This window comes from Halomonas sp. NCCP-2165, assembly GCF_023708045.1.
Taxonomy (GTDB): Bacteria; Pseudomonadota; Gammaproteobacteria; order Pseudomonadales; family Halomonadaceae; genus Bisbaumannia; species Bisbaumannia pacifica.
In genome coordinates, this window is the sequence record NZ_BRCY01000015.1 from 13,515 (window position 1) to 37,506 (window position 23,992).

General features: G+C 66.0%; 20 protein-coding genes and 2 tRNA genes. 2 read left to right on the plus strand and 20 right to left on the minus strand.

The window, feature by feature from the left end:
• Positions 1–10 precede the first annotated feature (10 nt).
• Positions 11–1,105: a glycine oxidase ThiO gene (gene thiO, locus NFU04_RS09505; protein WP_251309216.1), complete on the minus strand. Its 1,095-nt coding sequence runs from the start codon at positions 1,103–1,105 to the stop codon at positions 11–13.
• Positions 1,106–1,198: 93 nt separating this feature from the next.
• Between thiO and NFU04_RS09510 the strand changes: the two genes are divergently transcribed.
• The gene (locus NFU04_RS09510; RefSeq protein WP_251309217.1) at positions 1,199–1,741 is read left to right on the plus strand and encodes a GspH/FimT family pseudopilin; all 543 of its coding nucleotides are present in this window, start codon (positions 1,199–1,201) and stop codon (positions 1,739–1,741) included.
• 57 nt (positions 1,742–1,798) lie between these two features.
• Here the strand turns inward: NFU04_RS09510 and pnp are convergent, their stop codons facing one another.
• The 15 genes from pnp to rlmE all read right to left on the minus strand — a co-directional run bounded on the left by pnp (position 1,799) and on the right by rlmE (position 17,221).
• Positions 1,799–3,922, minus strand: a complete 2,124-nt coding sequence (gene pnp, locus NFU04_RS09515; RefSeq protein ID WP_251309218.1) for a polyribonucleotide nucleotidyltransferase — start codon at positions 3,920–3,922, stop codon at positions 1,799–1,801.
• A 298-nt stretch (positions 3,923–4,220) separates the two neighbouring features.
• Complete coding sequence (gene rpsO / locus NFU04_RS09520; protein WP_146801790.1) at positions 4,221–4,490, minus strand: 30S ribosomal protein S15; 270 nt, start codon at positions 4,488–4,490, stop codon at positions 4,221–4,223.
• A 76-nt stretch (positions 4,491–4,566) separates the two neighbouring features.
• Entirely contained in the window at positions 4,567–5,481 is a 915-nt protein-coding gene (gene truB / locus NFU04_RS09525) for a tRNA pseudouridine(55) synthase TruB (RefSeq protein ID WP_251309219.1), read from the minus strand.
• The gene (gene rbfA / locus NFU04_RS09530; RefSeq protein ID WP_146801788.1) at positions 5,481–5,867 is read right to left on the minus strand and encodes a 30S ribosome-binding factor RbfA; all 387 of its coding nucleotides are present in this window, start codon (positions 5,865–5,867) and stop codon (positions 5,481–5,483) included. Before rbfA ends, truB begins: the two co-directional genes overlap by 1 nt.
• 20 nt (positions 5,868–5,887) lie before the next feature.
• Positions 5,888–8,386 carry a translation initiation factor IF-2 gene (infB, locus tag NFU04_RS09535; RefSeq protein WP_251309220.1) on the minus strand — a complete coding sequence of 833 codons (2,499 nt, stop codon included), beginning with the start codon at positions 8,384–8,386 and terminating at the stop codon, positions 5,888–5,890.
• Positions 8,387–8,413: 27 nt separating this feature from the next.
• Positions 8,414–9,907: a transcription termination factor NusA gene (nusA, locus tag NFU04_RS09540; RefSeq protein WP_146801786.1), complete on the minus strand. Its 1,494-nt coding sequence runs from the start codon at positions 9,905–9,907 to the stop codon at positions 8,414–8,416.
• 27 nt (positions 9,908–9,934) lie between these two features.
• Complete coding sequence (gene rimP, locus NFU04_RS09545; RefSeq protein WP_146801785.1) at positions 9,935–10,396, minus strand: ribosome maturation factor RimP; 462 nt, start codon at positions 10,394–10,396, stop codon at positions 9,935–9,937.
• A 194-nt stretch (positions 10,397–10,590) separates the two neighbouring features.
• Positions 10,591–10,667, minus strand: a tRNA-Met gene (locus NFU04_RS09550).
• 98 nt (positions 10,668–10,765) lie between these two features.
• Positions 10,766–10,852: transfer RNA gene (locus tag NFU04_RS09555), tRNA-Leu, on the minus strand.
• Between the two features lie 28 nt (positions 10,853–10,880).
• The gene (gene secG / locus NFU04_RS09560) at positions 10,881–11,240 is read right to left on the minus strand and encodes a preprotein translocase subunit SecG (RefSeq protein WP_146801784.1); all 360 of its coding nucleotides are present in this window, start codon (positions 11,238–11,240) and stop codon (positions 10,881–10,883) included.
• A 4-nt stretch (positions 11,241–11,244) separates the two neighbouring features.
• On the minus strand, positions 11,245–11,994 hold the full coding sequence (gene tpiA, locus NFU04_RS09565) for a triose-phosphate isomerase (RefSeq protein ID WP_251309221.1): 750 nt from the start codon (positions 11,992–11,994) through the stop codon (positions 11,245–11,247).
• Positions 11,995–12,083: 89 nt separating this feature from the next.
• On the minus strand, positions 12,084–13,430 hold the full coding sequence (glmM, locus tag NFU04_RS09570) for a phosphoglucosamine mutase (RefSeq protein ID WP_251309222.1): 1,347 nt from the start codon (positions 13,428–13,430) through the stop codon (positions 12,084–12,086).
• Positions 13,427–14,290: a dihydropteroate synthase gene (folP, locus tag NFU04_RS09575; RefSeq protein ID WP_459382080.1), complete on the minus strand. Its 864-nt coding sequence runs from the start codon at positions 14,288–14,290 to the stop codon at positions 13,427–13,429. The genes glmM and folP overlap by 4 nt, the downstream gene beginning before the upstream one ends.
• Before the next feature lie 132 nt (positions 14,291–14,422).
• Positions 14,423–16,408, minus strand: a complete 1,986-nt coding sequence (gene ftsH, locus NFU04_RS09580) for an ATP-dependent zinc metalloprotease FtsH (RefSeq protein WP_251309223.1) — start codon at positions 16,406–16,408, stop codon at positions 14,423–14,425.
• Positions 16,409–16,561: 153 nt separating this feature from the next.
• Positions 16,562–17,221, minus strand: a complete 660-nt coding sequence (gene rlmE / locus NFU04_RS09585; RefSeq protein WP_251309224.1) for a 23S rRNA (uridine(2552)-2'-O)-methyltransferase RlmE — start codon at positions 17,219–17,221, stop codon at positions 16,562–16,564.
• Between the two features lie 128 nt (positions 17,222–17,349).
• On the opposite strand from rlmE, the gene yhbY reads away from it, so the two are divergent.
• Positions 17,350–17,676 (plus strand): ribosome assembly RNA-binding protein YhbY, encoded by a 327-nt coding sequence (yhbY, locus tag NFU04_RS09590; RefSeq protein ID WP_146801778.1) that lies wholly within the window; start codon positions 17,350–17,352, stop codon positions 17,674–17,676.
• A gap of 205 nt (positions 17,677–17,881) precedes the next feature.
• On the opposite strand, the gene greA is transcribed toward yhbY, so the two are convergent.
• The 4 genes from greA to dapB form a co-directional block, all read right to left on the minus strand.
• Positions 17,882–18,358, minus strand: a complete 477-nt coding sequence (gene greA, locus NFU04_RS09595; RefSeq protein ID WP_251309225.1) for a transcription elongation factor GreA — start codon at positions 18,356–18,358, stop codon at positions 17,882–17,884.
• Positions 18,355–21,585 carry a carbamoyl-phosphate synthase large subunit gene (carB, locus tag NFU04_RS09600; protein ID WP_251309226.1) on the minus strand — a complete coding sequence of 1,077 codons (3,231 nt, stop codon included), beginning with the start codon at positions 21,583–21,585 and terminating at the stop codon, positions 18,355–18,357. The genes greA and carB overlap by 4 nt, the downstream gene beginning before the upstream one ends.
• A gap of 90 nt (positions 21,586–21,675) precedes the next feature.
• Entirely contained in the window at positions 21,676–22,827 is a 1,152-nt protein-coding gene (gene carA / locus NFU04_RS09605) for a glutamine-hydrolyzing carbamoyl-phosphate synthase small subunit (RefSeq protein ID WP_251309227.1), read from the minus strand.
• 322 nt (positions 22,828–23,149) lie between these two features.
• A complete protein-coding gene (dapB, locus tag NFU04_RS09610; RefSeq protein WP_251309228.1) occupies positions 23,150–23,959 on the minus strand; it encodes a 4-hydroxy-tetrahydrodipicolinate reductase in 810 nt (269 codons plus the stop codon).
• Positions 23,960–23,992: the final 33 nt, after the last annotated feature.

Below are 23,992 nucleotides of genomic sequence, written 5' to 3' on the forward strand. Positions count from 1 at the left end.
CAGGCACGGCCTAGCCCCGGGGCGTGCTTAGGGCATAGGGCGTCGGGTCGAGGATCGGCTCGCGGCCCAGCAGGCCATCCACCAGCAGGCGGGTCGAGGCCGGCGCCAATACCAGGCCATTGCGATAGTGCCCCGCATTGACGTGCAGGTTGTCGAAGCCGGGGGCGGCGCCGATAAAGGGCACGCCATCCGGAGAGCCGGGGCGCAGCCCCGCCCAGTGGTGCTCCACCTGGCACTGGGCCAGGGCCGGCACGATGGCGGTGGCACTCTCCCATAGCGAAGCCCGGGCGGCCTCGGTGGTCTCCTTGTCGAAGCCCACCTCCTCCAGGGTCGAGCCGGCCAGCACCCGGCCATCGGCGCGGGGAATCACATAGCGCCCATCCATCAGTACCACCCGCTTGACCAGGCCCGGCGGCGCCCGGAACAGGATCATCTGGCCACGCACCGGGCGCACCGCCAGTTCCACCCCCGCCCCGGCCAGCAACTCCGCGGCCCAGGCACCGCCACAGACCACGAACTGCTCCCCGGCGATGGGGCCGGTGGCGGTCTCTACCGCCGTGATCCGTCCCCCTTCCGCGAGCAGCCCCGTCACCTCGGTCTGCTCGCGCAGCTCCACCCGCGGCATGGCCGCCAGCCGTGTCCGCAGGGCGCGCACCAGGCGCGGATTGCGGATGCTGCCCAGGGTCGGCATCCACAGGGCCTCGTCGCAGCCGGGGGCCGCCGCCGGCTCCTTGTCATAGAGAAAGTCGGCTCCCACCCGCTCCAGGGGCTTGCCCACCTCCCGAGCCCAGGCCAGGGCGCGCGCCTCGTCGTCGACGCGCAGATAGAGCAGTCCCTTCTGCCGGTACTCGGGATCGACCCCGGTCTCCTCCAGCAGGCGCAGGGCCAACTCCGGGTAGTAGCCCTCGGACCAGCTCGAGAGCCGCGAGATGGGGGCGCTGTAGCGCCAGGGATAGAGGGGCGAGACGATCCCGCCCCCGGCCCAGGAGGCCTCCTGACCACAGGACCGGCGCTCCACCAGGGTCACCTCATGGCCGGCATCGGCCAGTTGCAGGGCGCTCATCATGCCGATGACGCCCCCTCCCACGATTACGAAATCACTCACGGCACTCTTCCGTTCCGGCTGACAGGCGGGATCGCGGTGCGAACTAGGGTTAATGAATCACCCCTTGGTTGAGGAGCGATCCGGGAGGGCAAGATGCGCCCCGAGATCCAGGATGTTGTATACAATACCGGCAAGGCCCCCCGGCAGGCAAAGGGGCTGACCCTGATCGAGCTGCTGGTAGCCATCGCCATCGTCGCCATCCTCGCCACCTGGGCCATGCCCAACTATCAGCGCTTCAGCGCCCGCAACGAGGTGGCCGCCGAGGTCATGCGCCTCAAGACCGCCCTGGCCCAGGCCCGCAATACCGCCGTGACGCGCCGCACCACCATCACCGTCTGTCCCAGCCGGGATCGCCTGGCCTGCGATGGCGCCGACTGGGCGGCGCCCCTGGTCATCGTCCAGGGTGACGCCGACGATGGCGACCTGAGCGGCGCCCCCCTTCTGAAGGAGCTGCCTCCGGGGCGCGGCACTCGGGTCAGCTTCCGCCAGGACCTGCGGCCGGTGCGCTATACCGCCCTGGGCCGCTCGGCGGGACACAACGGTACCTTCCGCGTCTGCGGGCGCCTGGGGACCGGCGCCCAGGTGATCCTCAGCAACCTGGGACGGGTGCGTGTGGTCTCCACGCCGGATTGCTGACCCCTAAACGACGACGCCCCCGCATCTGCGGGGGCGTCGTCGTGCCAAAGGCGTCGCTTATTCGGCGATTTCCGCCTCGAAGGCCGCCTTCTCTTCCGCGGTGATCTCCTTGATGGAGAGCTTGACGCGGTTGCGGTTGTCGATATCCAGCACCTTGACGATCACCTCGTCCCCCTCGTTGAGGAAGTCGCGGACGTCATTGACCCGCTCCGGGACGATCTGGGAGATATGCACCAGGCCGTCGGTGCCCGGCATGATATTGACGAAGGCACCGAAGTCGGCGATGCGCACCACCTTGCCCCGGTAGAGCTTGCCGATCTCCGCCTCGGCGGTGATCTCCAGGACGATATCGATGGCCGCCTTGGCCGCCGCCTTGTCGTCGGCGTAGATGCGCACGGTGCCGTCGTCGTCCAGGTCGATGGAGGCGCCGGTGTCGTCGCAGATCTTGCGGATGGTGGCGCCGCCCTTGCCGATAACGTCGCGGATCTTCTCCGGATCGATCTTGATGGTGGCCATGGAGGGCGCGTTCTCGGAGAGCTCGTCGCGGCTCTGGTCGATCACGGCATTCATCTGCTGGAGGATATGCAGACGGGCGTCGTAGGCCTGCTGCAGGGCGATCTCCATGATCTCCTCGTTGATACCCTCGATCTTGATGTCCATCTGCAGGGCGGTGACGCCCTCGGCGGAACCGGCCACCTTGAAGTCCATGTCGCCCAGGTGGTCCTCGTCACCGAGGATATCGGTGAGCACGGCAAACTTCTCGCCATCCTTGACCAGTCCCATGGCGATCCCCGCCACCGGGGCCTTGAGGGGCACACCGGCATCCATCAGCGCCAGGGAGGTGCCGCACACCGAAGCCATGGAGCTGGAGCCGTTGGACTCGGTGATCTCGGAGACCACGCGGATGGTGTAGGGGAAGTCGTCCTCGGCAGGCAGCATGGCCTGGACGCCACGACGGGCCAGGCGGCCATGGCCGATCTCGCGACGCTTGGGCCCGCCCATGAAGCCGGCCTCGCCCACGCAGTAGGGGGGGAAGTTGTAGTGCAGCAGGAAACGATCCTTGCGCTCGCCTTCCAGGGACTCGATCAGCTGCGCATCGCGCAGGGTGCCCAGGGTGGCGATGACGATGGCCTGGGTCTCGCCGCGGGTGAAGATGGCGGAGCCATGAGTCTTGGGCAGGCTGCCCACCTCGATGGCCAGCGGTCGCACGGTCTTGTGGTCGCGGCCGTCGATACGCGGCTCGCCGTTGGTGACCCGGGCACGCACCACGCGCTTCTCCAGGCTGGCGAAGGCGCCCTTCACCTCGTCGGCATCGAACTGACCTTCGCCCTCGCCGGCCAGTTGCTCGACGGCCTCGGCCTTGGCGGCGCCGAGGGCATCCTGGCGGGCCATCTTGTCGGTGATGCGATAGGCTTCACCCACCTTGGCCTCGAAACCGGCGGTGATGGCCTCCTTGAGGGCGGTATTTTCCGCTGCCGGCTGCCAGTCCCACTTGGGCTTGCCGGCCTCGGCGACCAGCTCGTTGATGGCCTGGATGGCCACCTGCATCTCCTGGTGACCGAAGAGCACGGCACCCAGCATCTCGTCCTCGAGCAGCTCCTTGGCCTCGGACTCGACCATCAGCACCGCCTTCTCGGTGCCGGCCACCACCATGTCCAGCTCGGAGGTGGTGAGTTCCTCGACGCTGGGGTTGAGGAAGTAGCCCTTGTCTTCGCTGAAGCCGACCCGCGCGGCGGCGATGGGGCCGTTGAAGGGAATCCCGGAAATGGCCAGGGCCGCGGAGGTGCCCAGCATGGCGGCGATATCCGGATCCTGGTTGCGATCCGCGGAGAGCACGGTACAGATCACCTGGACTTCATTCATGAAGCCCTTGGGGAAGAGCGGACGGATCGGGCGGTCGATCAGTCGCGAGGTGAGGGTTTCCTTCTCGGTCGGACGCCCTTCGCGCTTGAAGAAGCCACCGGGGATCTTGCCCACGGCATAGGTCTTCTCCTGGTAGTGGACCGACAGCGGGAAGAAGGGCTGATTCGGGTTCGCCTCCTTCTTGCCCACCACGGTGCACAGCACCACGGTATCGTCCATGGTGACCTGCACGGCGCCGGTGGCCTGGCGGGCGATGCGGCCGGTCTCGAGGGTGACGGTGCTACGACCGTATTGAAATGTTTTCTTTACCGGGTTCACGGTGACGTCCTTACCTTTCGATGCGTTTTCATTTGCGGTCTACTCGACTCGGCGATCATTTTAGGGCCTGCCGCCCCCAAGGGCCACCGCAACCGCTTTTCCGCCAAAGACAAAAAACGGGCAGCCCCTGAGGGCTACCCGTTTTTCGAGACCTGAAAGAAAAGGCGGATTTCGCGTTACGAGCGATGAGAGGCTGGCTGCCGCCGGAGCGCAGGAACCGGAGTGTAGCCTGCTACATGAGGATTCCGAGCACCGCCGGCAGCCAGGATATCGAGCGCAGTCGCGAAATACCCTTTTCTTAACGACGCAGGCCGAGGCGCTGGATCAAAGCCTGATAGCGCTCGAAGTCCTTGCGCTTCAGGTAGTCCAGCAGCTTACGACGCTGGTTAACCATGCGGATCAGGCCACGACGGGAGTGGTGATCCTGCTTGTTGCTCTTGAAGTGATCCTGCAGGCCATCGATGTTGGCGCTCAGCAGGGCCACCTGCACTTCGGGGGAACCGGTGTCGTTCTCGCCACGGCCGAATTCCTTGACGATCTCGGCCTTCTGTTCAGCGGTCAGTGCCATCTGTATCTCCAGTAAGCAATATGCCTGAATGATGAATGGGTGAGACCACGCATATTTGCAGTCTCGGCGATGCTCCCTAGTCGGCCGCACTACTCAGCAGCCGCTTCGGCGCCACCTCCTGTGGCCCCGCCACCACGCCGAGGCCCAGGAAGGCCCCGTCATGATAGAGTCGTACCGTGCTCTCCACGGCCAGCGCTCCGACCTCGAGCCGCGCCGGCTGACCATGGGTCAGCCGCTTGGCCGCCTCGGCCGCCACCGTCAATGACGGCAGATGCGCCACCAGCACATCCATGGGTAACAGATGCGCCTGACGCTCGGCCTCGTCGAGTCCCTCCAGGGCCTCGAGGGTCAGCATTCCCTCCGCCGTGAAGGGCCCGGTCTTCAGGCGCCGCAGGGCGGTGAGGTGAGCCCCACATCCCAGCGTCTCGCCGATATCCTCGGCCAGGGTGCGGATATAGGTGCCCTTGCTGACGCTGGCTTCCAGCGTGAATTCCTCGCCCTCCAGGGCGAGAAGGCGCACATCATAAACCGTCACGCGGCGGACTGCACGCTCGATTGTCTTGCCCTCGCGGGCCAGCTCATAGAGCGGGCGCCCCTGATGCTTGAGCGCCGAATACATCGGCGGCAGCTGCTCGATCTCGCCGCGAAAACGCGCCAGGACCGCCTCGATGCTCGCCTCATCCAGCGCCGGCACCGGCCGCTCCTGGAGTACTTCGCCCTCGGCATCGCCGGTGGTGGTGGTCACCCCCAGGCGCAACCGGGCGCGATAGACCTTATCGGCGTCCAGCAGCTGCGACGAGAACTTGGTGGCCTCGCCGAAGCACACCGGCAGCAAGCCGGTGGCCATCGGGTCCAGGGTGCCGGTATGCCCGGCCTTCTGGGCCTGATAGAGGCGCCGGGCGCGCTGCAGGGCCTGGTTGCTGGACAGGCCCTGGGGCTTGTCCAGCAGCAGGACGCCATCGATGGGCAGCCCGCGACGCCGCCTGGCCATTACTCCGACTCCTCGTCATCCCGCTGGCCGCGATCGCTGGCTACCGCCTCGTCGATCAGCGAGGAGAGCCGCTGGCCGCGTACCACGCTCTCATCGTAGTGGAAGCGCAGTTCCGGCACATGGCGCAGCTTGATGCGACGGCCGACCTGGCCGCGCAGGAAGCCCGCCGCCCGGCGCAGGATGCCCAGGTTGGCCTTGATCGTCTCGGCATCGTTCTCGCCCAGCAGGGTGATGTAGACATCGGCATAACCGAGATCACGACTCACCTTGACACCGCTGACGGTGACCATGCCCAGGCGCGGATCCTTGACCTCACGCTGGATGAGTACCGCCAGCTCCTTCTGCAGCTGGTCGGCGACCCGGTCGGTACGCTTGAATTCGCGCATGGGACTCTGCTCCTAGGGCGTTACAGCGAGCGCTCGACCTTGACCTGATCGAAGACCTCGATCTTGTCGCCGACCTGGACATCGTTGTAGTTCTTCACGCCGATGCCACACTCCATGCCGTTGCGAACTTCCTGGACATCGTCCTTGAAGCGACGCAGCGACTCGAGTTCGCCCTCGTAGATGACCACGTTGTCGCGCAGCACGCGGATCTTCTTGCTGCGGTAGACGGTGCCCTCGACCACCATGCAGCCGGCCACGGCGCCGATCTTGGGCGCGCGGAAGACGTCGCGGACCTCGGCCACACCGACGATCTCCTCCTTCCACTCCGGTGCCAGCATGCCGCTCATGGCCTGCTTGACCTCGTCGATCAGGTGGTAGATGACGCTGTAGTAGCGCAGGTCCAGGCCTTCGCGCTCGATGATCTCGCGGGCGGCGGCGTCGGCACGCACGTTGAAGCCCACCACGATGGCCTCGGAAGCCAGCGCCAGGTTGGCGTCGGTACCGGTGATACCGCCGACCCCAGAGGAGACCACGGAGACCTGCACCTCGTCGGTGGAGAGCTCTTCCAGGGCGCCCTTGATGGCTTCCAGGGAGCCCTGGACGTCGGCCTTGAGGACGATATTGACCTTGGCCACCTCGTCCTGGCCCATCTGGCTGAACATGTTCTCCAGCTTGGCCTTCTGCTGGCGAGCCAGGCGCACCTCGCGGTACTTGCCCTGACGGAAGTTGGCGACCTCGCGGGCCTTCTTCTCGTCGGCCACCACCATGAAGTCGTCACCGGCGTCCGGGGTGCCGTCGAGGCCCTGGATCTCCACCGGCATGGCCGGCCCCACCGAGTCGACCTGCTTGCCCAGCTCGTTGGTCAGGGCACGCACCCGGCCGTAGTGCAGGCCGGCGAGGACGATATCGCCCTTCTTCAGGGTGCCGTTCTGGACCAGCACGGTGGCCACCGGGCCGCGGCCCTTGTCGAGACGCGACTCGACCACCACGCCCTTGCCGGGCGCTTCCGGCACGGCCTTGAGCTCGAGCACCTCGGAGACCAGCTGCACGGCCTCGATCAGGTCATCGATGCCCTCGCCGGTCTTGGCGGAGACATGCACGAACTGGGTGTCGCCACCCCACTCCTCGGAGATGACCCCGTGCTGGGAGAGTTCGTTCTTGACCCGATCGGGATCCGCGGCGGGCTTGTCGATCTTGTTGACCGCCACCACCATGGGCACTTCGGCGGCCTTGGAGTGCTCGATCGCCTCGATGGTCTGGGGCATGACGCCGTCATCGGCGGCCACCACCAGGATCACCACGTCGGTGGCCTTGGCACCGCGAGCACGCATGGCGGTAAAGGCCGCGTGACCCGGGGTATCCAGGAAGGTCACCCCACCGTGCTGGCCTTCCACATGGTAGGCGCCGATATGCTGGGTGATGCCGCCGGCTTCGCCGGTGGCGACCTTGGCCTGACGGATATAGTCGAGCAGCGAGGTCTTGCCGTGGTCGACGTGACCCATGACGGTGACCACCGGCGAGCGGGTGATCTCCTCGCCCTCGTAGGAGATGCCGGCGAGGACCTCGGTCTCCAGCGCATCGTCCTTGACCAGCTTGGGCGTATGGCCCATCTCTTCCACCACGATCGCGGCGGTGTCCTGATCGATGGTCTGGTTGATGGTCACCGCGGCGCCCATGGTGAACATCGCCTTGATCACCTCGTTGGCCTTGATCGACATCTTGTCGGCCAGGTCGGCGACGCTGATCGACTCGGGGATCGAGACCTCGCGCACGATCGGCTGGGTCGGCTTCTGGAAGCCGTGCTTGCCGCCGCTGTCGCGACCACCGCCACGGCGGGTGCTGCGACGCTCGGCGCGCTTGACCTTCTTGGCACCACCACGGCGCCGCTCTTCACGGTCGTCATCGCGATCGTGGCGGCCCTTCTTGGCGGAGGCCTTCTTGGGCGGCGCGGTGCGACGGTCGGTGCGACCCTCCTTGGGCGGTGCCGGGGGCTGGTCGCCGGCGGGCTCGCTGGTATCCAGCTCGGGCACCGGAACCTCCGGCACCTCGGCGGCCTTCTCGGCCTCGAGCTTGGCGGCGGCTTCCTGAGCGGCCTGCTCGGCGGCACGCGCCTTGGCCTCTTCCGCCTCGCGAGCCTCGCGCTTGGCCTCGGCCTCGGCCATGTCACCCACCAGCTGGCGGGGGCCATGATCCTGGACCTTGGGCTCCTCGGCGGGCTGCTCTTCCTCGCGCTTGACGTAGGTACGCTTCTTGCGCACCTGCACCTCGATGGTCTTGCCCCGCTCACCGGTCTTGATCCGGCTCTTGGTCTTGCGGGTCAGGGTAATGCGATTCCTGGCCCCGGCACCGCTGCCGCCATGGCTCTTGGTGAGGTAGTCGAGCAGGCACCGCTTGTCCTCTTCGGAGACGGCGTCGCTCTCGGACTGATGGGACAGTCCGGCTTCTTTCATCTGTTCCAGCAGGCGAGGCACATCGCGCCCCACCTTGGCTGCAAAATCTTTAACGGTCATGTCTGACATTGCGACCCTCCTGAGCCCGTGACCTGTTTACTGTTCGCTCTCGAACCATGGCGCACGGGCAGTCATGATCAGTGCCGCTGCGCGCTCTTCGTCCAACTCGTCGATGTCCGCCAGGTCGTCGACGGACTGCTCGGCCAGATCCTCCATCGTGACGATGCCGCGACTGGCGAGGATAAAGGCCAGGTGACGCTCCATGCCCTCCATCGCCAGCAGGTCATCGGCGGGCTGAGCACCATCGAGCTCCTCCTCGGAGGCAATGGCCAGGTTCAATAGCTCGTCCTTGGCCCGTGCCCGCAGCTCTTCGATCAGCTCTTCATCGAGCTCCTCGATCTCGAGCATCTCCTCGGCGGGCACATAGGCGATCTCTTCCAGGGTGGTGAAGCCCTCTTCCACCAGCAGGCGAGCGAGGTCCTCGTCGATCTCCAGGTGCTGGATGAAGTGCTCCACCAGGCTGTCGATCTCTTGCTCGCGCTTGCCCTCGGCCTCTTCCTCGGTCATGACGTTGAGACGCCAACCGGTGAGTTCCGAGGCCAGGCGCACGTTCTGGCCGCTACGGCCGATGGCCTGAGCCAGGTTGTCTTCGGCCACGGCCACATCCATGGCCCCGGACTCCTCGTCCACCAGGATGGAGGCCACGTCGGCCGGCGCCATGGCGTTGATCACCAGCTGCGCGGGGTTGTCGTCCCAGAGGATGATATCGACCCGCTCGTTCTGCAGCTCGGTGGAGACCGCCTGGACCCGGGAGCCGCGCATGCCGACGCAGGCGCCCACCGGGTCGATGCGGCGATCATTGGTCTTGACGGCGATCTTGGCCCGGGAGCCCGGATCGCGGGCCGCGCCCTTGATCTCGATGAGCTGCTCGGCGATCTCCGGCACCTCGATCTTGAACAGCTCGATGATCAACTCCGGGCAGGTGCGCGAGAGGATCAGCTGCGAGCCGCGGGCCTCGGGATCGACCTTCATCAGCACCGCGCGGACCCGCTCGTTCATGCGGTAGCGCTCGCCGGGGATCATCTCGCTGCGCGGCAGGAAGGCCTCGGCGTTATCGCCCAGGTCGACGATCAGGCCGTCGCGGGTGGTCTTCTTGACGATGCCGGAGACCAGCTCGCCCTCGCGATCGGAGTAGAGGCGCACCACCTCGGCCCGCTCCGCCTCGCGCACCTTCTGCACGATGACCTGCTTGGCGGTCTGGGCGGCGATGCGGCCGAAGGCCGCATTCTCGATCTTCTCTTCCACCACGTCGCCCAGGCCGAGGGGCGGATCCCGCCGCTCCGCATAGCTGAGCTTGATCTCGGCGTCGGGATTCTCGAAGTCGTCGTCGTCGAGCACCTCCCAGCGACGGAAGGTCTCGTATTCGCCGGTGACGCGGTTGATCTTGACCCGGACGCTGACTTCCTGGTCCTCGAAGCGCTTGCGAGAGGCGCTGGCCAGCGCCGCCTCCACCGCCTCGAAGATCACTTCGCGCGGCACGCCTTTTTCGTTGGAGATGGCGTCAACGACCGCCAGAATCTCTTTGCTCATGCCATAGCCTCGCCAATAAACCTGTCCTTAGTCATCGAACCGCGGCACGACGCGCGCCTGCTCGATGCTGTCGATGGGAAAGCAGTACTCCTCGCCATCGAGTTGCAACAACACCTCGTCGCCCTCGACGCCGGCCAGCAGGCCCTGAAACTTGCGCCGCCCTTCGAAGGCCAGACGCAACTTGAGCGTCACGGTATGGCCGCGATAGCGCGCATAGTGGTCGAGGGTAAAGAGGGGTCGATCGATGCCCGGGGATGACACCTCGAGACGGTATTCGCCGGGAATCGGATCCTCCACATCGAAGATGGCACTGACCTGACGGCTGATGGCCGCGCAGTCGTCCACCGTGACCCCTTCGGGGCCGTCGATATAGATCACCAGTCGGGAATGCTTGCCCTGGGAAAGGTAGTCGATCCCCCAGAGCTCGAAGCCCATGGCGGTCACCACCGGTTCGATGAGCGCCTTGAGCGCTGAGTCCTTGATTGCCACGACGAAGACTCCTACAGCCGTTGCATCAGGCACCTGGCCAGGAGCGATAGATAAGCTAGGTGACCGATGGGCGTGCTGCCAAGACAGGCTGTCAACTAGACGGCCAAGTGGATGAGCGGCTAACAAAAAGCCCCTTCACTGGAAGGGGCCTTTTACAAGAAACCTTTCACACCAGATTGGCCGTCTCGCCAAAATGGTAGCGGGGACCGGATTTGAACCGATGACCTTCGGGTTATGAGCCCGACGAGCTACCAGACTGCTCCACCCCGCATCTACAGGTCGGCGAGTATAGGTAACGGTTGCTTTAGAGTCAAGCCATTACGTCGCCATGGTGCTGATCTTGCGGAAAACGCGATCTGCGCTTTCGAATGGTGCCGAAGGCGGGACTTGAACCCGCACGGCCGTAAGGCCACTACCCCCTCAAGATAGCGTGTCTACCAATTCCACCACTTCGGCATCAGGGGAGTGCTATGCGAAGACCGGCTTACTCGCCTGTCTCCTCGAGCACTGGCGCTGAATTATCCAGATCTTGCTGCCCCTCGTCAAGGGTCGGCAGCGAATTTTGCTGCTCGATCAGGCGCGCATCGGGAATCCCGGCCTCCGGCGCATTACCGGCCTGGCTGGCGAAGTAGGCCAGGGTCAGGGAGGTGGCGAAGAAGGCCGCCGCCAGGATGCCGGTCAGCTTGGCCAGGAAGCTTCCGCTACCCCGGGAGCCGAACACGGTCTGGGAGGCACCGCCACCGAAGGCGGCACCGGCTTCGGCGCCCTTGCCCTGCTGCAGCAGGATAAGGGCGACCAGGGCGATGGCGATCGCCACGTGGATCATCAGAATGGCAACTTGCATGGATTCAACCTGCTGACTGGCAAATGGCTAGGAAATCGTCGACCTTGAGGGAGGCTCCGCCCACCAGGCCGCCGTCGATATCGGGTTGGGAAAGCAGCTCGCCGGCATTCCCGGCATTCATGCTGCCACCGTAGAGCAGCCGCATGGCGGCCGCGAGCTCGGCATCGAAGCTCGCCTGGTAGTCGCGGATGGCGGCCATCACCTCCTGGGCCTGCTCCGGCGTGGCCGTGCGGCCGGTACCGATCGCCCACACCGGTTCGTAGGCGATCACCACACGCGAACGCTGCTGCGGCTCGAGGCGCGACATCACGAAGCCCACCTGACGCAACACCACCTCCATGGTGCGCCCGGCATCGCGCTCCTCGAGGGTCTCGCCCACGCAGAGCACCGGAATCAGGTCGACGCCGAGGGCGGCCAGCAGGCGGTCATAGACCTGCTCGTCGCTCTCGCGGTAGAGCTGGCGACGCTCCGAATGCCCCACCAGGGCATAACGCACGCCGAATTCACACAGCATGCGCCCGCTCACCTCGCCGGTATGGGCCCCCGAGTGGAGCGGATTCAGGGTCTGGGCCCCGAGGCCGATGGGCGCCCCGGCGAAGGCGCGCCGCGCCGCCTCCAGGTAGGGAAACGGCGGAAAGATCGCCACCTCGAGGCCGTCCGGCAGCTCGGCCTCGGCAAAGGCACGTCCGAACGCCTCGACCAGGTCGGCCGAGCCATTCATCTTCCAGTTGCCGGCAATCAGCGGCGTACGCATAGACTGTCCTCGTTCACGGTGGAGCGAAATGGTATAGGAGCGGCCCTAGCATGACAACCGCCGCCTGACAACCTCGCGAGCCTGCGGCCTCAGGCCATCAGCGCGCGCACATCGGCGGCGATGCGTTCGGCCAGGGCCTCCACGTCGAAGTGGGCACGCCCCTCAACCATCACCCGGATCAACGGCTCGGTGCCGGAGGGACGCAGCAACACCCGACCCTCATCGCCCAGCTCCGCCTCCACGGCGGCGACCGCCTTCTGCAGCGCCGGCGCCGCCATCAGCGACTTGGCGTCGCTGCCCGGCGACAGGCGCACGTTGACCAACGCCTGGGGCACCTTCTCCAGGCCGGCGAGCAGCCGCGCCAGGGACTGCCCCTCGCGCACCATGATGGCCACCGCCTGGAGGGCGGCAACGATGCCGTCGCCGGTGGTCTGCACATGGCCACAGACGATATGCCCGGAGGCCTCGCCGCCCAGCTGCCAGGCATTGGCGGCCAGGCGCTCCATCACATAGCGGTCGCCCACCTTGGCGCGCTCGAAGGGGATCCCCAGGCGGGCGAAGGCCAGCTCGAGGCCGAAGTTGGTCATCAGGGTGCCGACCACCCCGCCGCCCAGCTCGCCCCGCTCATGGCGATCCCTGGCGATCAGGTAGAGGATATCGTCACCATCCACCTCGCGGCCGTCGGCATCCACCAGCAGCACCCGGTCGCCGTCGCCATCGAAGGCGATGCCCAGGTCGGCGCCACGCTGGATCACCGCGGCACGCAGGGCCGCCGGATGGGTGGAACCCACCTCGCGGTTGATATTGAGGCCATCCGGCTCGGCGCCGATCAGGCTCACCTCGGCGCCCAGTTCGCGGAACACGCTGGGGGCGATGTGATAGGTGGCCCCATGGGCACAGTCGAGCACGATCTTCATGCCGTGCAGGCTGACGCGGTCGGGGATGGTGGACTTGCAGAATTCGATATAGCGCCCCGGGGCATCGTTGATGCGCACCGCCTTGCCCAGCTCGGCGGCGGCCACCGTGGTCAGCGGCTCGTCCAGCTCGGCCTCGATGCGCGCCTCGATGGCGTCATCCAGCTTGGTCCCCTCGGCGGAGAAGAACTTGATGCCGTTGTCGGCGAAGGGATTATGGGAGGCCGAGATCACGATACCGGCATCGGCACGGAAGGTGCGCGTCAGGTAGGCGATCCCCGGGGTCGGCATGGGGCCCAGCAGGGAGACGTCCACCCCGGCGGCGGAGAGCCCCGCCTCCAGGGCCGACTCGAAGAGGTAACCGGAAATCCGGGTATCCTTGCCGATCAACACCTTGGTGCGCCCCTGACGGGCCAGCACCCGGCCGGTGGCCCAACCCAGCTTGAGCATGAAATCGGGGGTGATGGGAAACTCCCCCACGGTGCCACGGATCCCGTCCGTGCCGAAATAGCGTCGACTCATGAGTCACATCCTTCCTGGAGTACGGCCCAGGTCATATTGATGGCATCCACGCTGGGCCCCACATCATGGACACGCAGGATTCGTGCGCCGCGCTCCACGGCCAGGGCCGCCAGGGCCAGGCCGCCGGGCAGGCGCTCCTCGACGGGGCGCTCCAGCACCTTGCCGATCATGCTCTTGCGGGACATGCCCACCAACAGCGGCAGCTTGAGTGCCTGCAGGCGCTCCATGCGGTGCAGCAGCCGCAGGTTATGCTCCACGGTCTTGGCGAAGCCGAAGCCGGGGTCGAGCAGCAGCCGCTCGGGACGCAGCCCCGCCGCCAGGCAGGCGGCCACCCGCGCCTCGAGGAAGTCGGCCACCGCCTCCTCCACCGGCCCCTCATAATGGGGCGCCACCTGCATGTCGCCGGGCTCGCCGAGCATATGCATCAGGCATACCGGCAGGCCGCTATGGGCCGCCGCCTGCAGGGCCCCCTCGCGACGCAGGGCACGCACGTCGTTGAGCATTCCTGCCCCCAGGGCGGCGCTCTCGCGCATCACCTCGGGACTGCTGGTGTCCACCGAGACCAGGGCATCCAGCTCGCGCACCAGGGCCTCCACCACCGGGGCGACCCGATCCAGCTCCTGCTGGGGCGCCACCGGCGCGGCGCCGGGACGGGTCGACTCTCCCCCCACGTCGATGATGGCGGCCCCTTCGGCGAGCATCTGCTCGGCGTGACGCAGGGCATCATCCAGGGCCACATGGCGCCCGCCGTCGGAGAAGGAGTCCGGGGTGACATTGAGAATCCCCATGACTCGGGGATAGGAGAGATCGAGCCGATGGCGACCACAATGGAGCATGGCCGCGGGTTGTCCGTCGCTCATGGGGCGGGTCCTGACAGGGTAGGCAAAGAGAGGGAACCTACTCTAATCAGCCGCCCGGCACCATGCAAGACGACCGGCAGAGACGACACAGGCGCCCCGAGGGGCGCCTGTGGTGATTCCATCACTCCCGACCTACTGGCCGGCGGGACCGCCGAGGGGATCCGAGGGCCGACGACGCGGCTCGCCATCCTCCTCGTCATCGCCCTCCTCGGCGGAGGGCGCCTGGGCATCGTCCGGCTTGGCCTGGGCATCCGGGGTAATGCCGGCGCCACCGCTGCCATCGTCATCCCAGCCCTCGGGCGGACGCGGATCGCGACCCGCCATGATGTCCTTGAGCTGGTCGGCATCGATGGTCTCGTACTTCATCAGCGCCTCGGCCATGGCATCCAGCTTGCTGCGATTCTCCTCGAGGATCTGCTTGGCCTTGGCGTAGCAGTCGTCGATGATGCGCCGCACCTCCCGATCCAGCTTGGAGGTGGTCTCGCCGGACTTGAACTTGCCGCCGCCCTGACCCGGGCCGCCGAGGAACTGATGCGACTCGTCCTCGTCGTACATGATCGGCCCGAGCTCCTCGGAGAGGCCCCACTTGGCGACCATGTTGTGGGCCAGCTCGGTGGCACGCTTGATATCGTTCGACGCCCCGGTGGTCACGCCATCCGGCCCCAGGGTCATCTCCTCGGCGATGCGGCCGCCGAACAGCGAGCAGATCTGGCTGATGATCTGCTGGCGGGAGAGGCTATAGCGATCCTCCTCCGGCAGGAACATGGTCACCCCCAGGGCGCGGCCACGGGGAATGATGGTGACCTTGTAGACCGGATCGTGCTCCGGCATCACCAGGCCGATGATGGCGTGGCCCGACTCGTGATAGGCGGTGTTCAGCTTCTCCTTCTCGGACATCACCATGGACTTGCGCTCGGCGCCCATCATGATCTTGTCCTTGGCCAGCTCCAGCTCGTCCATGCCCACCAGGCGCTTGTTGCGACGCGCGGCGAACAGGGCGGCCTCGTTGACCAGGTTGGCCAGGTCGGCGCCGGAGAAGCCCGGGGTACCGCGGGCGATCAGCGACGGCTTGACGTCATCGGCCAGGGGCACCTTGCGCAGGTGCACATTGAGGATATGCTCGCGGCCGCGAATATCCGGCAGGCCCACGGTGACCTGACGGTCGAAACGGCCCGGGCGCAACAGCGCCGGATCGAGCACGTCGGGACGGTTGGTGGCGGCGATGACGATGATGCCTTCGTTGGCCTCGAAGCCGTCCATCTCCACCAGCAGCTGGTTGAGGGTCTGCTCGCGCTCGTCGTTGCCGCCGCCCATGCCGACGCCACGGGAACGCCCCACGGCATCGATCTCGTCGATGAAGATGATGCAGGGCGCCTGCTTCTTGGCCTGCTCGAACATGTCGCGCACCCGGGAGGCGCCCACGCCGACGAACATCTCGACGAAGTCGGAACCGGAGATCGAGAAGAAGGGCACCTTGGCCTCGCCGGCGATCGACTTGGCCAGCAAGGTCTTACCGGTCCCCGGCGGGCCCACCATCAGCACGCCGCGGGGAATGGTGCCACCCAGGCGCTGGAACTTGGAGGGGTCGCGCAGGAAGTCGACCAGCTCCTCCACCTCTTCCTTGGCCTCGTCACAGCCGGCCACGTCGGCGAAGGTGGTCTTGATCTGGTCCTGGGAGAGCAGCTTGGCCTTGGACTTGCCGAAGCTCATGGGGCCGCCCTTGCCGCCGCCACCGCCCTGCATCTGACGCATGAAGAAGAGGAAGATCGCCAGGATGATCAGGATCGGGAAGCTGGCCACCAGCAGCCGCGTCCACAGGCTCTGGCGCTCGGGCTCCTTGCCCACCACGGTGACGTTATTGGAGAGCAGATCGTCCATCAGCTTGGGATCTTCCGCCGCCGGGCGAATGGTCTGGAAGGACGAGCCATCGCTGCGCTCACCGGTGATGGTGTAGCCATCGATGGTGACGCTGCGCACCTGCTGGTTCTGCACCTGCTGGACGAACTGGGAATAGTTCATCGTCTGCGGTGAGTTATCGACACTGAAGTTGTTGAACACCGTCAGCAATACTGCCGCGATGACCAACCACAGGATCAGGTTCTTCGCCATATCATTCAAGGGAACACCCTCATTGCTAAATCGATCTGCGTACCGGCTAGACCTTGGACATTACAGCAGCCGCGGGTGTTCAACCACCCTGAGGGGACGACAGTGGCATATCTTTCGCCCCCTGTCCGGCTATTGCCTCGGTTGATGGAAGCTATCGCCGCCCTAGCCCTTGAATCCTTCCGCCAGCAGGTAGACCTCGCGGGATCGCGCCCGCGAGGCCTCCGGCTTGCGGGTCACCACCCGAGCGAAGCTGCCGCGCAGCTCCCTCAGGTAGGCATCGAAACCTTCGCCCTGAAACACCTTGGCCAGGAAGCGCCCCCCGGGGCTCAGGGTCTGGCGCGCCAGGTCCAGCGCCAGCTCCACCAGGTACATGGCCTGGGGCTGATCGATGGCGGCCATGCCACTCATATTGGGGGCCATATCGGACATCACCAGGTCCACCGGCCGCTCCCCCAGGGTCGCGAGGATCGCCTCCAGGGCCGCCTCCTCGGTAAAGTCCCCCTGGATGAACTCGACCCCGGCCAGGGCATCCATCTCGAGAATATCGGAAGCGATCACCAGGCCCCTGGCGCCCACCTTCTCGGCGGCCACCTGGCTCCAGCCGCCGGGTGCCGCCCCCAGGTCGATCACCGTCATGCCCGGCGTAAAGAGCCGGTCCTTGGCATCCAGCTCGAGCAGCTTGTAGCTGGCCCGGCTGCGGTAGCCCTCCTGCCAGGAGCGCTGCACATACTGATCGTCGAAATGCTCCTTGAGCCAACCGGCACTGGACTTGCTGGCATGACGCGGAGACGCGGACTTGCGGGGACGGGAAGGAGATGTCACTAGGGCACCTGGGGTCGGGAATTCGCCACACGGAGAGCGGGGTCGGTCGGCGCCGACGGGAGGCTTTCACCGCGACGGCTTTCGCCTTACCATGACGGGTTCAGCGCAACCGGAAATCTCAAGATACCATGAGCTTGTCACAGGCACAAAAGAAAGCATTTCGCAGCATCGGCCACCACCTCAACCCCGTGGTCACCCTCTCCGAGAACGGCATCTCCGAGGGCGTCCTGGCCGAGCTGGACCGGGCGCTGGCGGATCACGAGCTGATCAAGGTCAAGCTGGCCCTGCCCGACCGCGACGACCGGGCCGCCATGATCGCCGAGCTGGTGGCGAACAGCGGCGCCGAACTGGTGCAGACCATCGGCAAGATGGCCCTGCTCTACCGCAAGAACCCCAAGGCCAACCCCAAGCTTTCCAATATCCAGCGCTTCGAAGGCCACCACGGCCGGCACTGACGCGCTTCGCGCGAGCTGGAAGCTGGAAGCTGGAAGCTGGAAGCTGGAAGCTGGAAGCTGGAAGCTGGAAGCTGGAAGCTGGAAGCTGGAAGCCAGCATGATGCGACAGCCGTAGATACAAAACACCCCGCGACCCTAGGGTCGCGGGGTGTTTTTCTTTCGGCTTCAAGCTTCCAGGCGCGAAGCGCCGCTCTTCCAGCTTGACTTACAGGTGCTCGACGCCGGAGATCTCGTACTCCACGTCACCGCCTGGCGTCTTGACCAGCACCACATCGCCTTCTTCCTTGCCGATCAGGGCACGGGCGATGGGCGAGGTCACCGAGATGCGCCCCGCCTTGATGTCGGCCTCGTCCTCGCCGACGATGCGGTAGGTCACCTCCTCGTCGGTATCGAGGTTGAGCAACTCCACGGTCACGCCGAAGATCACCTTGCCGGTCTTGGGCAGCTTGGTGACATCGATCACCTGGGACGCGGAGAGCTTGCTCTCGATCTCCTGGATGCGCCCCTCGATAAAGCCCTGCTGCTCGCGGGCCGCGTGGTACTCGGCGTTTTCCTTGAGGTCGCCGTGTTCACGAGCCTCGGCAATGGCATTGATCACCTTCGGCCGTTCGACGCTCTTGAGCTGATCCAGCTCGTCCCGCAGGCGCTGCTCGCCCGCTACGGTCATCGGGACCTTGTTCATTGACTGGCTCCTGCATGCAATTCCTGAAGCCGCCGCACGGTGATCTGATTGCCGTACTCCAGCGCCATGCACACGGCGCGAGCCCCCGCCAGGGTGGTGGCATAGGGCACCTTATGGGCCAGGGCGGTGCGGCGGATGATCGAGGAGTCGTTGATGGCCTGACGCCCCTCGGTGGTGTTGACGATATAAGCCACTTCGTCGTTCTTGAGCATATCGACGATATGCGGCCGCCCCTCGTAGACCTTGTTGACCACCGACACCTCGAGGCCGGCCGCCTCGAGGGCGACAGCGGTGCCGCGGGTGGCGCAGAGGGAGAAGCCCAATGCTAGCAGAGAACGCGCCACCTCGACGATGGCGGCCTTGTCCGGCTCGCGCACAGAGAGGAAGGCCAGCCGCTGGCCATTGAGGCCCGGCATCGGCTCGCTGGCGCCCAGCTGCGCCTTGAAGAAGGCCTCGGCGAAGGTCTCGCCGGAGCCCATCACCTCGCCGGTGGACTTCATCTCCGGCGACAGGATGGGGTCGACCCCGGGGAACTTGTTGAACGGGAAGACCGCTTCCTTGACGCTGTAGAAGGGCGGCACGATCTCGGCCTCGAAGCCCTGCTCGGCCAGGGTGGTGCCGGCCATGCAGCGGGCGGCGATCTGGGCCAGGGAGGTGCCGATGCACTTGGAGACGAAGGGCACGGTGCGCGAGGCGCGGGGATTGACCTCGATCACGTAGATCTCGCCGTCCTGCCAGGCCAGCTGCACGTTCATCAGGCCCTTGACGCCCAGCTCCACCGCCATGCGCTTGACCTGCTCGCGCATCTCGTCCTGCACCTCGGCGGGCAGCGAGTAAGGCGGCAGCGAGCAGGCGGAATCGCCGGAGTGCACGCCGGCCTGTTCGATATGCTGCATGATGCCGCCGATCACCACCTGCTGGCCGTCGGAGACCGCATCGATATCGATCTCGATGGCGGCATTCAGGAAGTGGTCGAGCAGCACCGGCGAGTCGTTGGAGACCTTGACCGCGTGGGTCATGTAGTTCTCGAGCTCGGAAGCGTCGTAGACGATCTCCATGGCGCGACCGCCGAGCACGTAGCTGGGGCGCACCACCAGCGGGTAACCGATCGCCTCGGCCTTGGCGAAGGCCTCATCGAAGCTGCGCGCGGTGGCATTGGGCGGCTGCTTGAGGCCCAGCTTGTCGATCATCTGCTGGAAGCGCTCGCGGTCCTCGGCGCGGTCGATGGCGTCCGGGGTGGTGCCGATGATCGGCACGCCGGCGGCCTCCAGCTCGCGGGCCAGCTTGAGCGGGGTCTGGCCGCCGAACTGCACGATCACGCCAACCGGCTTCTCCTTGTCGGCGATCTCCAGCACGTCCTCCAGGGTCACCGGCTCGAAGTAGAGGCGATCGCTGGTGTCGTAGTCGGTGGAGACGGTCTCCGGGTTGCAGTTGACCATGATGGTCTCATAACCGTCGTCGCGCATGGCGAAGGCGGCGTGGACGCAGCAGTAGTCGAACTCGATGCCCTGGCCGATGCGGTTGGGGCCACCGCCCAGCACCATGATCTTCTGGCGATCGGAGACCTCCGCCTCGCACTCCTCCTCGTAGGTGGAGTACATGTAGGCGGTATCGGAGGCGAACTCCGCCGCACAGGTGTCGACGCGCTTGTAGACCGGGCGGATGCCGGCCTTCTGGCGGGTCTTACGGAACTCCTTCTCGGAGACGCCCAGCAGGCGCGCCAGGCGGGCATCGGAGAAGCCCTTGCGCTTGAGGCGCAGCAGGGCCCGGGCATCCAGCTCGGAGAGCGAGCGGGTGGCCAGGTCGGCCTCGGTCTTGATTAGGTCCTCGATCTGCACCAGGAACCAGGGGTCGATCTTGGTCAGGGCGAAGATCTCGTCGACGCTCATGCCACTGCGCATGGCGTCGGCGACGTAGAAGATGCGCTCGGCGCCGGCGGCCTGCAGCTCGCCCTTGATCTGCGCCATGCCCTCGGTGGTGAAGTCGGTGACGATCGGATCGAGGCCGTCGTTGCCGGTCTCCAGGCCACGCAGCGCCTTGTGCAGCGACTCCTGGAAGGTCCGCCCGATGGCCATCACCTCGCCCACCGACTTCATCTGGGTGGTCAGGCGATCGTTGGCCTGGGGGAACTTCTCGAAGGTGAAGCGCGGGATCTTGGTGACCACATAGTCGATGGACGGCTCGAAGGAGGCCGGGGTGCGCCCGCCGGTGATGTCGTTCTGCAGCTCGTCCAGGGTGTAGCCGATGGCCAGCTTGGCGGCGATCTTGGCGATCGGGAAGCCGGTGGCCTTGGAGGCCAGGGCCGAGGAGCGGCTGACCCGCGGGTTCATCTCGATCACCACCACGCGACCGGTGTTGGGATCCACGCCGAACTGGACGTTGGAGCCGCCGGTCTCGACGCCGATCTCGCGCAACACCGCCAGGGAGGCGTCGCGCATGATCTGGTATTCCTTGTCGGTCAGCGTCTGGGCCGGGGCCACGGTGATGGAGTCACCGGTGTGCACGCCCATGGGGTCGAAGTTCTCGATGGCGCAGACGATGATGCAGTTGTCGTTCTTGTCACGAACGACCTCCATCTCGTACTCCTTCCACCCCAGCAGCGACTCGTCGATCAGCAGCTCATGGTTGTTGGAGAGCTCGAAGCCGCGGGTACAGATCTCCTCGAACTCTTCCTTGTTGTAGGCCACGCCGCCGCCGGAACCGCCCATGGTGTAGGAGGGGCGGATAATGGTCGGGAAGCCCAGCTCGGCCTGGATCGCCCAGGCCTCGTCCATGGTATGCGCGACCTTGGCCTTGGGGCACGCCAGGCCGATGTTCTTCATCGCCTTGTCGAAGAGGTCGCGATCCTCGGCCTTGTTGATGGCGTCGGCGTTGGCGCCGATCATCTCCACGCCGTGCTTGTCGAGCACGCCGTGCTTGTCCAGGTCGAGGGCGCAGTTGAGCGCGGTCTGGCCGCCCATGGTGGGCAGGATGGCATCGGGCTTCTCGGCCTCGATGATCTTCTCCACCGCCTGCCAGGTGATCGGCTCGATATAGGTGGCATCGGCCATGGCCGGGTCGGTCATGATGGTGGCCGGGTTGGAGTTCACCAGGATGACCCGGTAGCCCTCCTCACGCAGCGCCTTGCAGGCCTGGGCGCCGGAGTAGTCGAATTCGCAGGCCTGGCCGATGACGATGGGGCCGGCGCCGATGATCAGGATGCTTTGAATGTCTGTACGCTTGGGCATGGTGCTTCCCGCAGAAAAAGGGTGACGAACGAGGATCGACGGACGGGCGAATAACGGCGCGCCCGGATCATCTCGATGGCGGTCGGACGATTATCGGCGCGCCTTGATCATCTCGATAAAGCGGTCGAACAGCGGCGCCACGTCACGCGGCCCGGGGCTCGCTTCCGGGTGCCCCTGGAAGCTGAAGGCCGGGCGGTCGGTGCGCTCGATGCCCTGCAGGGTGCCATCAAAGAGCGAACGATGGGTGGCGCGCAGGGTGCTGGGCAGACTCGCCTCGTCGGCGGCGAAGCCGTGGTTCTGGCTGGTGATCATCACCTGGCCGCCATCGAGGTCCTGCACCGGGTGGTTGGCACCGTGGTGGCCGTGGCCCATCTTGACGGTCTTGGCCCCGCTGGCCAGGGCCAGCAGCTGGTGACCCAGGCAGATGCCGAACACCGGGATCTCGGTCTCGAGGATCTCCTGGATCGCGCGGATGGCGTAATCGCAGGGCTCGGGGTCGCCGGGGCCGTTGGAGAGGAAGATGCCGTCCGGGTTCATGGCCAGCACCTCGGCCGCCGGGGTCTGGGCCGGCACCACGGTGAGGCGGCAGCCGCGGGAGGCCAGCATGCGCAGGATATTGCGCTTGACGCCATAATCGTAGGCCACCACATGGTAGGGGCGCTCGGCCTGTGCGGCGTCGGCGTAGCCCTCGCCCAGGGTCCACTCGCCCTCGCTCCACTCGTAGGCGTTCTGGCAGGTCACTTCCTTGGCCAGGTCCATGCCCTTGAGGCCCGGGAAGGCGCGGGCGGCCTCCAGGGCACGGGCCACGGCGTCCTCGCCCTCGGCCTCGGCCTCGCTGCCGGCCAGGATGGCGCCGTTCTGGGAGCCCTTGTCGCGCAGGATGCGGGTCAGGCGACGGGTATCGATATCGGCGATGCCGAGGATGTTCTGGCCCTTGAGGTAGGCATCCAGGGACTGCTCGGAGCGGAAGCTGCTGGCCAGCAGGGGCAGGTCGCGGATCACCAGGCCGGCGGCGGCGATGGCCCCGGACTCCACGTCCTCGGCGTTGACGCCGGTGTTGCCGATATGCGGATAGGTCAGGGTGACGATCTGTCGGGAATAGGAGGGATCGGTGAGGATTTCCTGGTAGCCGGTCATGGCCGTATTGAACACCACCTCACCGCTGGTCAGGCCATCGGCTCCGATGGCAGACCCATGGAAAACGCTACCATCTTCCAAGGCCAATATCGCGGGTCTGTTCAACGCAACTTCCTCCCATGCTGGTGAGACCGGCCGGGAAGGCGGTCTCGATAACCGACAAAGTGATCGCTGGCGGGCGCCTGATTCGAGTCGTAAAAAAGCGGGACGAAAGCCGATAAGACCGGTTTCATCCCGCTTTTTAGCATTATTCTATGCCCTTGGGCCGCCTCGACACGCCTCTGCGGGACAGATTCTCGCAGCGCCCGGCCAAAATTTTTGGAATATTACAGGATTCGCCGCAGGCTCGCCACCCCCGCTTGCCTCATCGCAGAGCGATTGCAGTTAGCACGCCCTCTCCTCGGAGGCCGGGGCTACAAGGCTTAGCTTATTCGTCAAGCCCCAGCACATCCTGCATATCGTAGCGACCGGCCGGACGCTCCGCGACCCAGCGGGCCGCCCGCACCGCGCCCTTGGCGAAGGTCATGCGGCTCGACGCCTTGTGGGTGATCTCGATGCGTTCGCCCTCGGTGGCGAACATCACGGTGTGCTCGCCGACGATATCGCCGGCGCGCAGGGTGGCGAAGCCGATCTCCTTGTCGGTCCGCGGGCCGCACTGCCCCACCCGCTCGAAGACGCCATGTTCCTTGAGGGTGCGCCCCAGGGACTCGGCCACCACCTCGCCCATCTTCAGGGCGGTGCCGGAGGGGGCATCGACCTTGTGGCGATGGTGGGCCTCGACCACCTCGATATCGTAGCCCTCGTCGCCCAGCGCCTTGGCGGCGGTCTGCAGCAGCTTGAGGGTCAGGTTGACGCCCACGCTCATATTGGGGGCGAAGACGAAGGGCACCCGATCCCCATAGGCGTCCAGCTGGGCCAGCTCGTCGTCATCCAGGCCGGTGGTGCCGATCACCAGGCGCTTGCCGTGCTCGGCGCAGAAGGCCAGGTTGGCGAGCGTCACCCGGGGCGCGGTGAAGTCGATCAGCACGTCGAAGTCATCGACGATGGCCGCCAGGGAGTCCACCGCGGTGACGCCCAGCTTGCCCAGGCCGGCCAATTCGCCCAGGTCGGCCCCCACCAGGGAACTGCCCGGCTCGACGCTGCCCCCGGCCAGGCTGGCCTGGGGGTCCTGCTGCACGGCATTGACCAGGGTGCGGCCCATGCGGCCGGCGACACCGACGATGGCGATACGGGTCATGTGGACTCCTGAAAGGTGACGGCTGGGAAAGGG

What these genes read in the sequence shown, in the direction of transcription:
- secG (WP_146801784.1), bottom strand. Translation starts at nt 11,240, where the DNA reads ATGCAAGTTGCCATTCTGATGATCCACGTGGCGATCGCCATCGCCCTG.
- infB (WP_251309220.1), bottom strand. Translation starts at nt 8,386, where the DNA reads ATGTCAGACATGACCGTTAAAGATTTTGCAGCCAAGGTGGGGCGCGAT.
- yhbY (WP_146801778.1), top strand. Translation starts at nt 17,350, where the DNA reads ATGAGCTTGTCACAGGCACAAAAGAAAGCATTTCGCAGCATCGGCCAC.
- dapB (WP_251309228.1), bottom strand. Translation starts at nt 23,959, where the DNA reads ATGACCCGTATCGCCATCGTCGGTGTCGCCGGCCGCATGGGCCGCACC.
- nusA (WP_146801786.1), bottom strand. Translation starts at nt 9,907, where the DNA reads ATGAGCAAAGAGATTCTGGCGGTCGTTGACGCCATCTCCAACGAAAAA.
- rbfA (WP_146801788.1), bottom strand. Translation starts at nt 5,867, where the DNA reads ATGCGCGAATTCAAGCGTACCGACCGGGTCGCCGACCAGCTGCAGAAG.
- folP (WP_459382080.1), bottom strand. Translation starts at nt 14,290, where the DNA reads ATGAGCGACGGACAACCCGCGGCCATGCTCCATTGTGGTCGCCATCGG.
- greA (WP_251309225.1), bottom strand. Translation starts at nt 18,358, where the DNA reads ATGAACAAGGTCCCGATGACCGTAGCGGGCGAGCAGCGCCTGCGGGAC.
- NFU04_RS09510 (WP_251309217.1), top strand. Translation starts at nt 1,199, where the DNA reads ATGCGCCCCGAGATCCAGGATGTTGTATACAATACCGGCAAGGCCCCC.
- truB (WP_251309219.1), bottom strand. Translation starts at nt 5,481, where the DNA reads ATGGCCAGGCGGCGTCGCGGGCTGCCCATCGATGGCGTCCTGCTGCTG.
- glmM (WP_251309222.1), bottom strand. Translation starts at nt 13,430, where the DNA reads ATGAGTCGACGCTATTTCGGCACGGACGGGATCCGTGGCACCGTGGGG.
- tpiA (WP_251309221.1), bottom strand. Translation starts at nt 11,994, where the DNA reads ATGCGTACGCCGCTGATTGCCGGCAACTGGAAGATGAATGGCTCGGCC.
- rpsO (WP_146801790.1), bottom strand. Translation starts at nt 4,490, where the DNA reads ATGGCACTGACCGCTGAACAGAAGGCCGAGATCGTCAAGGAATTCGGC.
- carB (WP_251309226.1), bottom strand. Translation starts at nt 21,585, where the DNA reads ATGCCCAAGCGTACAGACATTCAAAGCATCCTGATCATCGGCGCCGGC.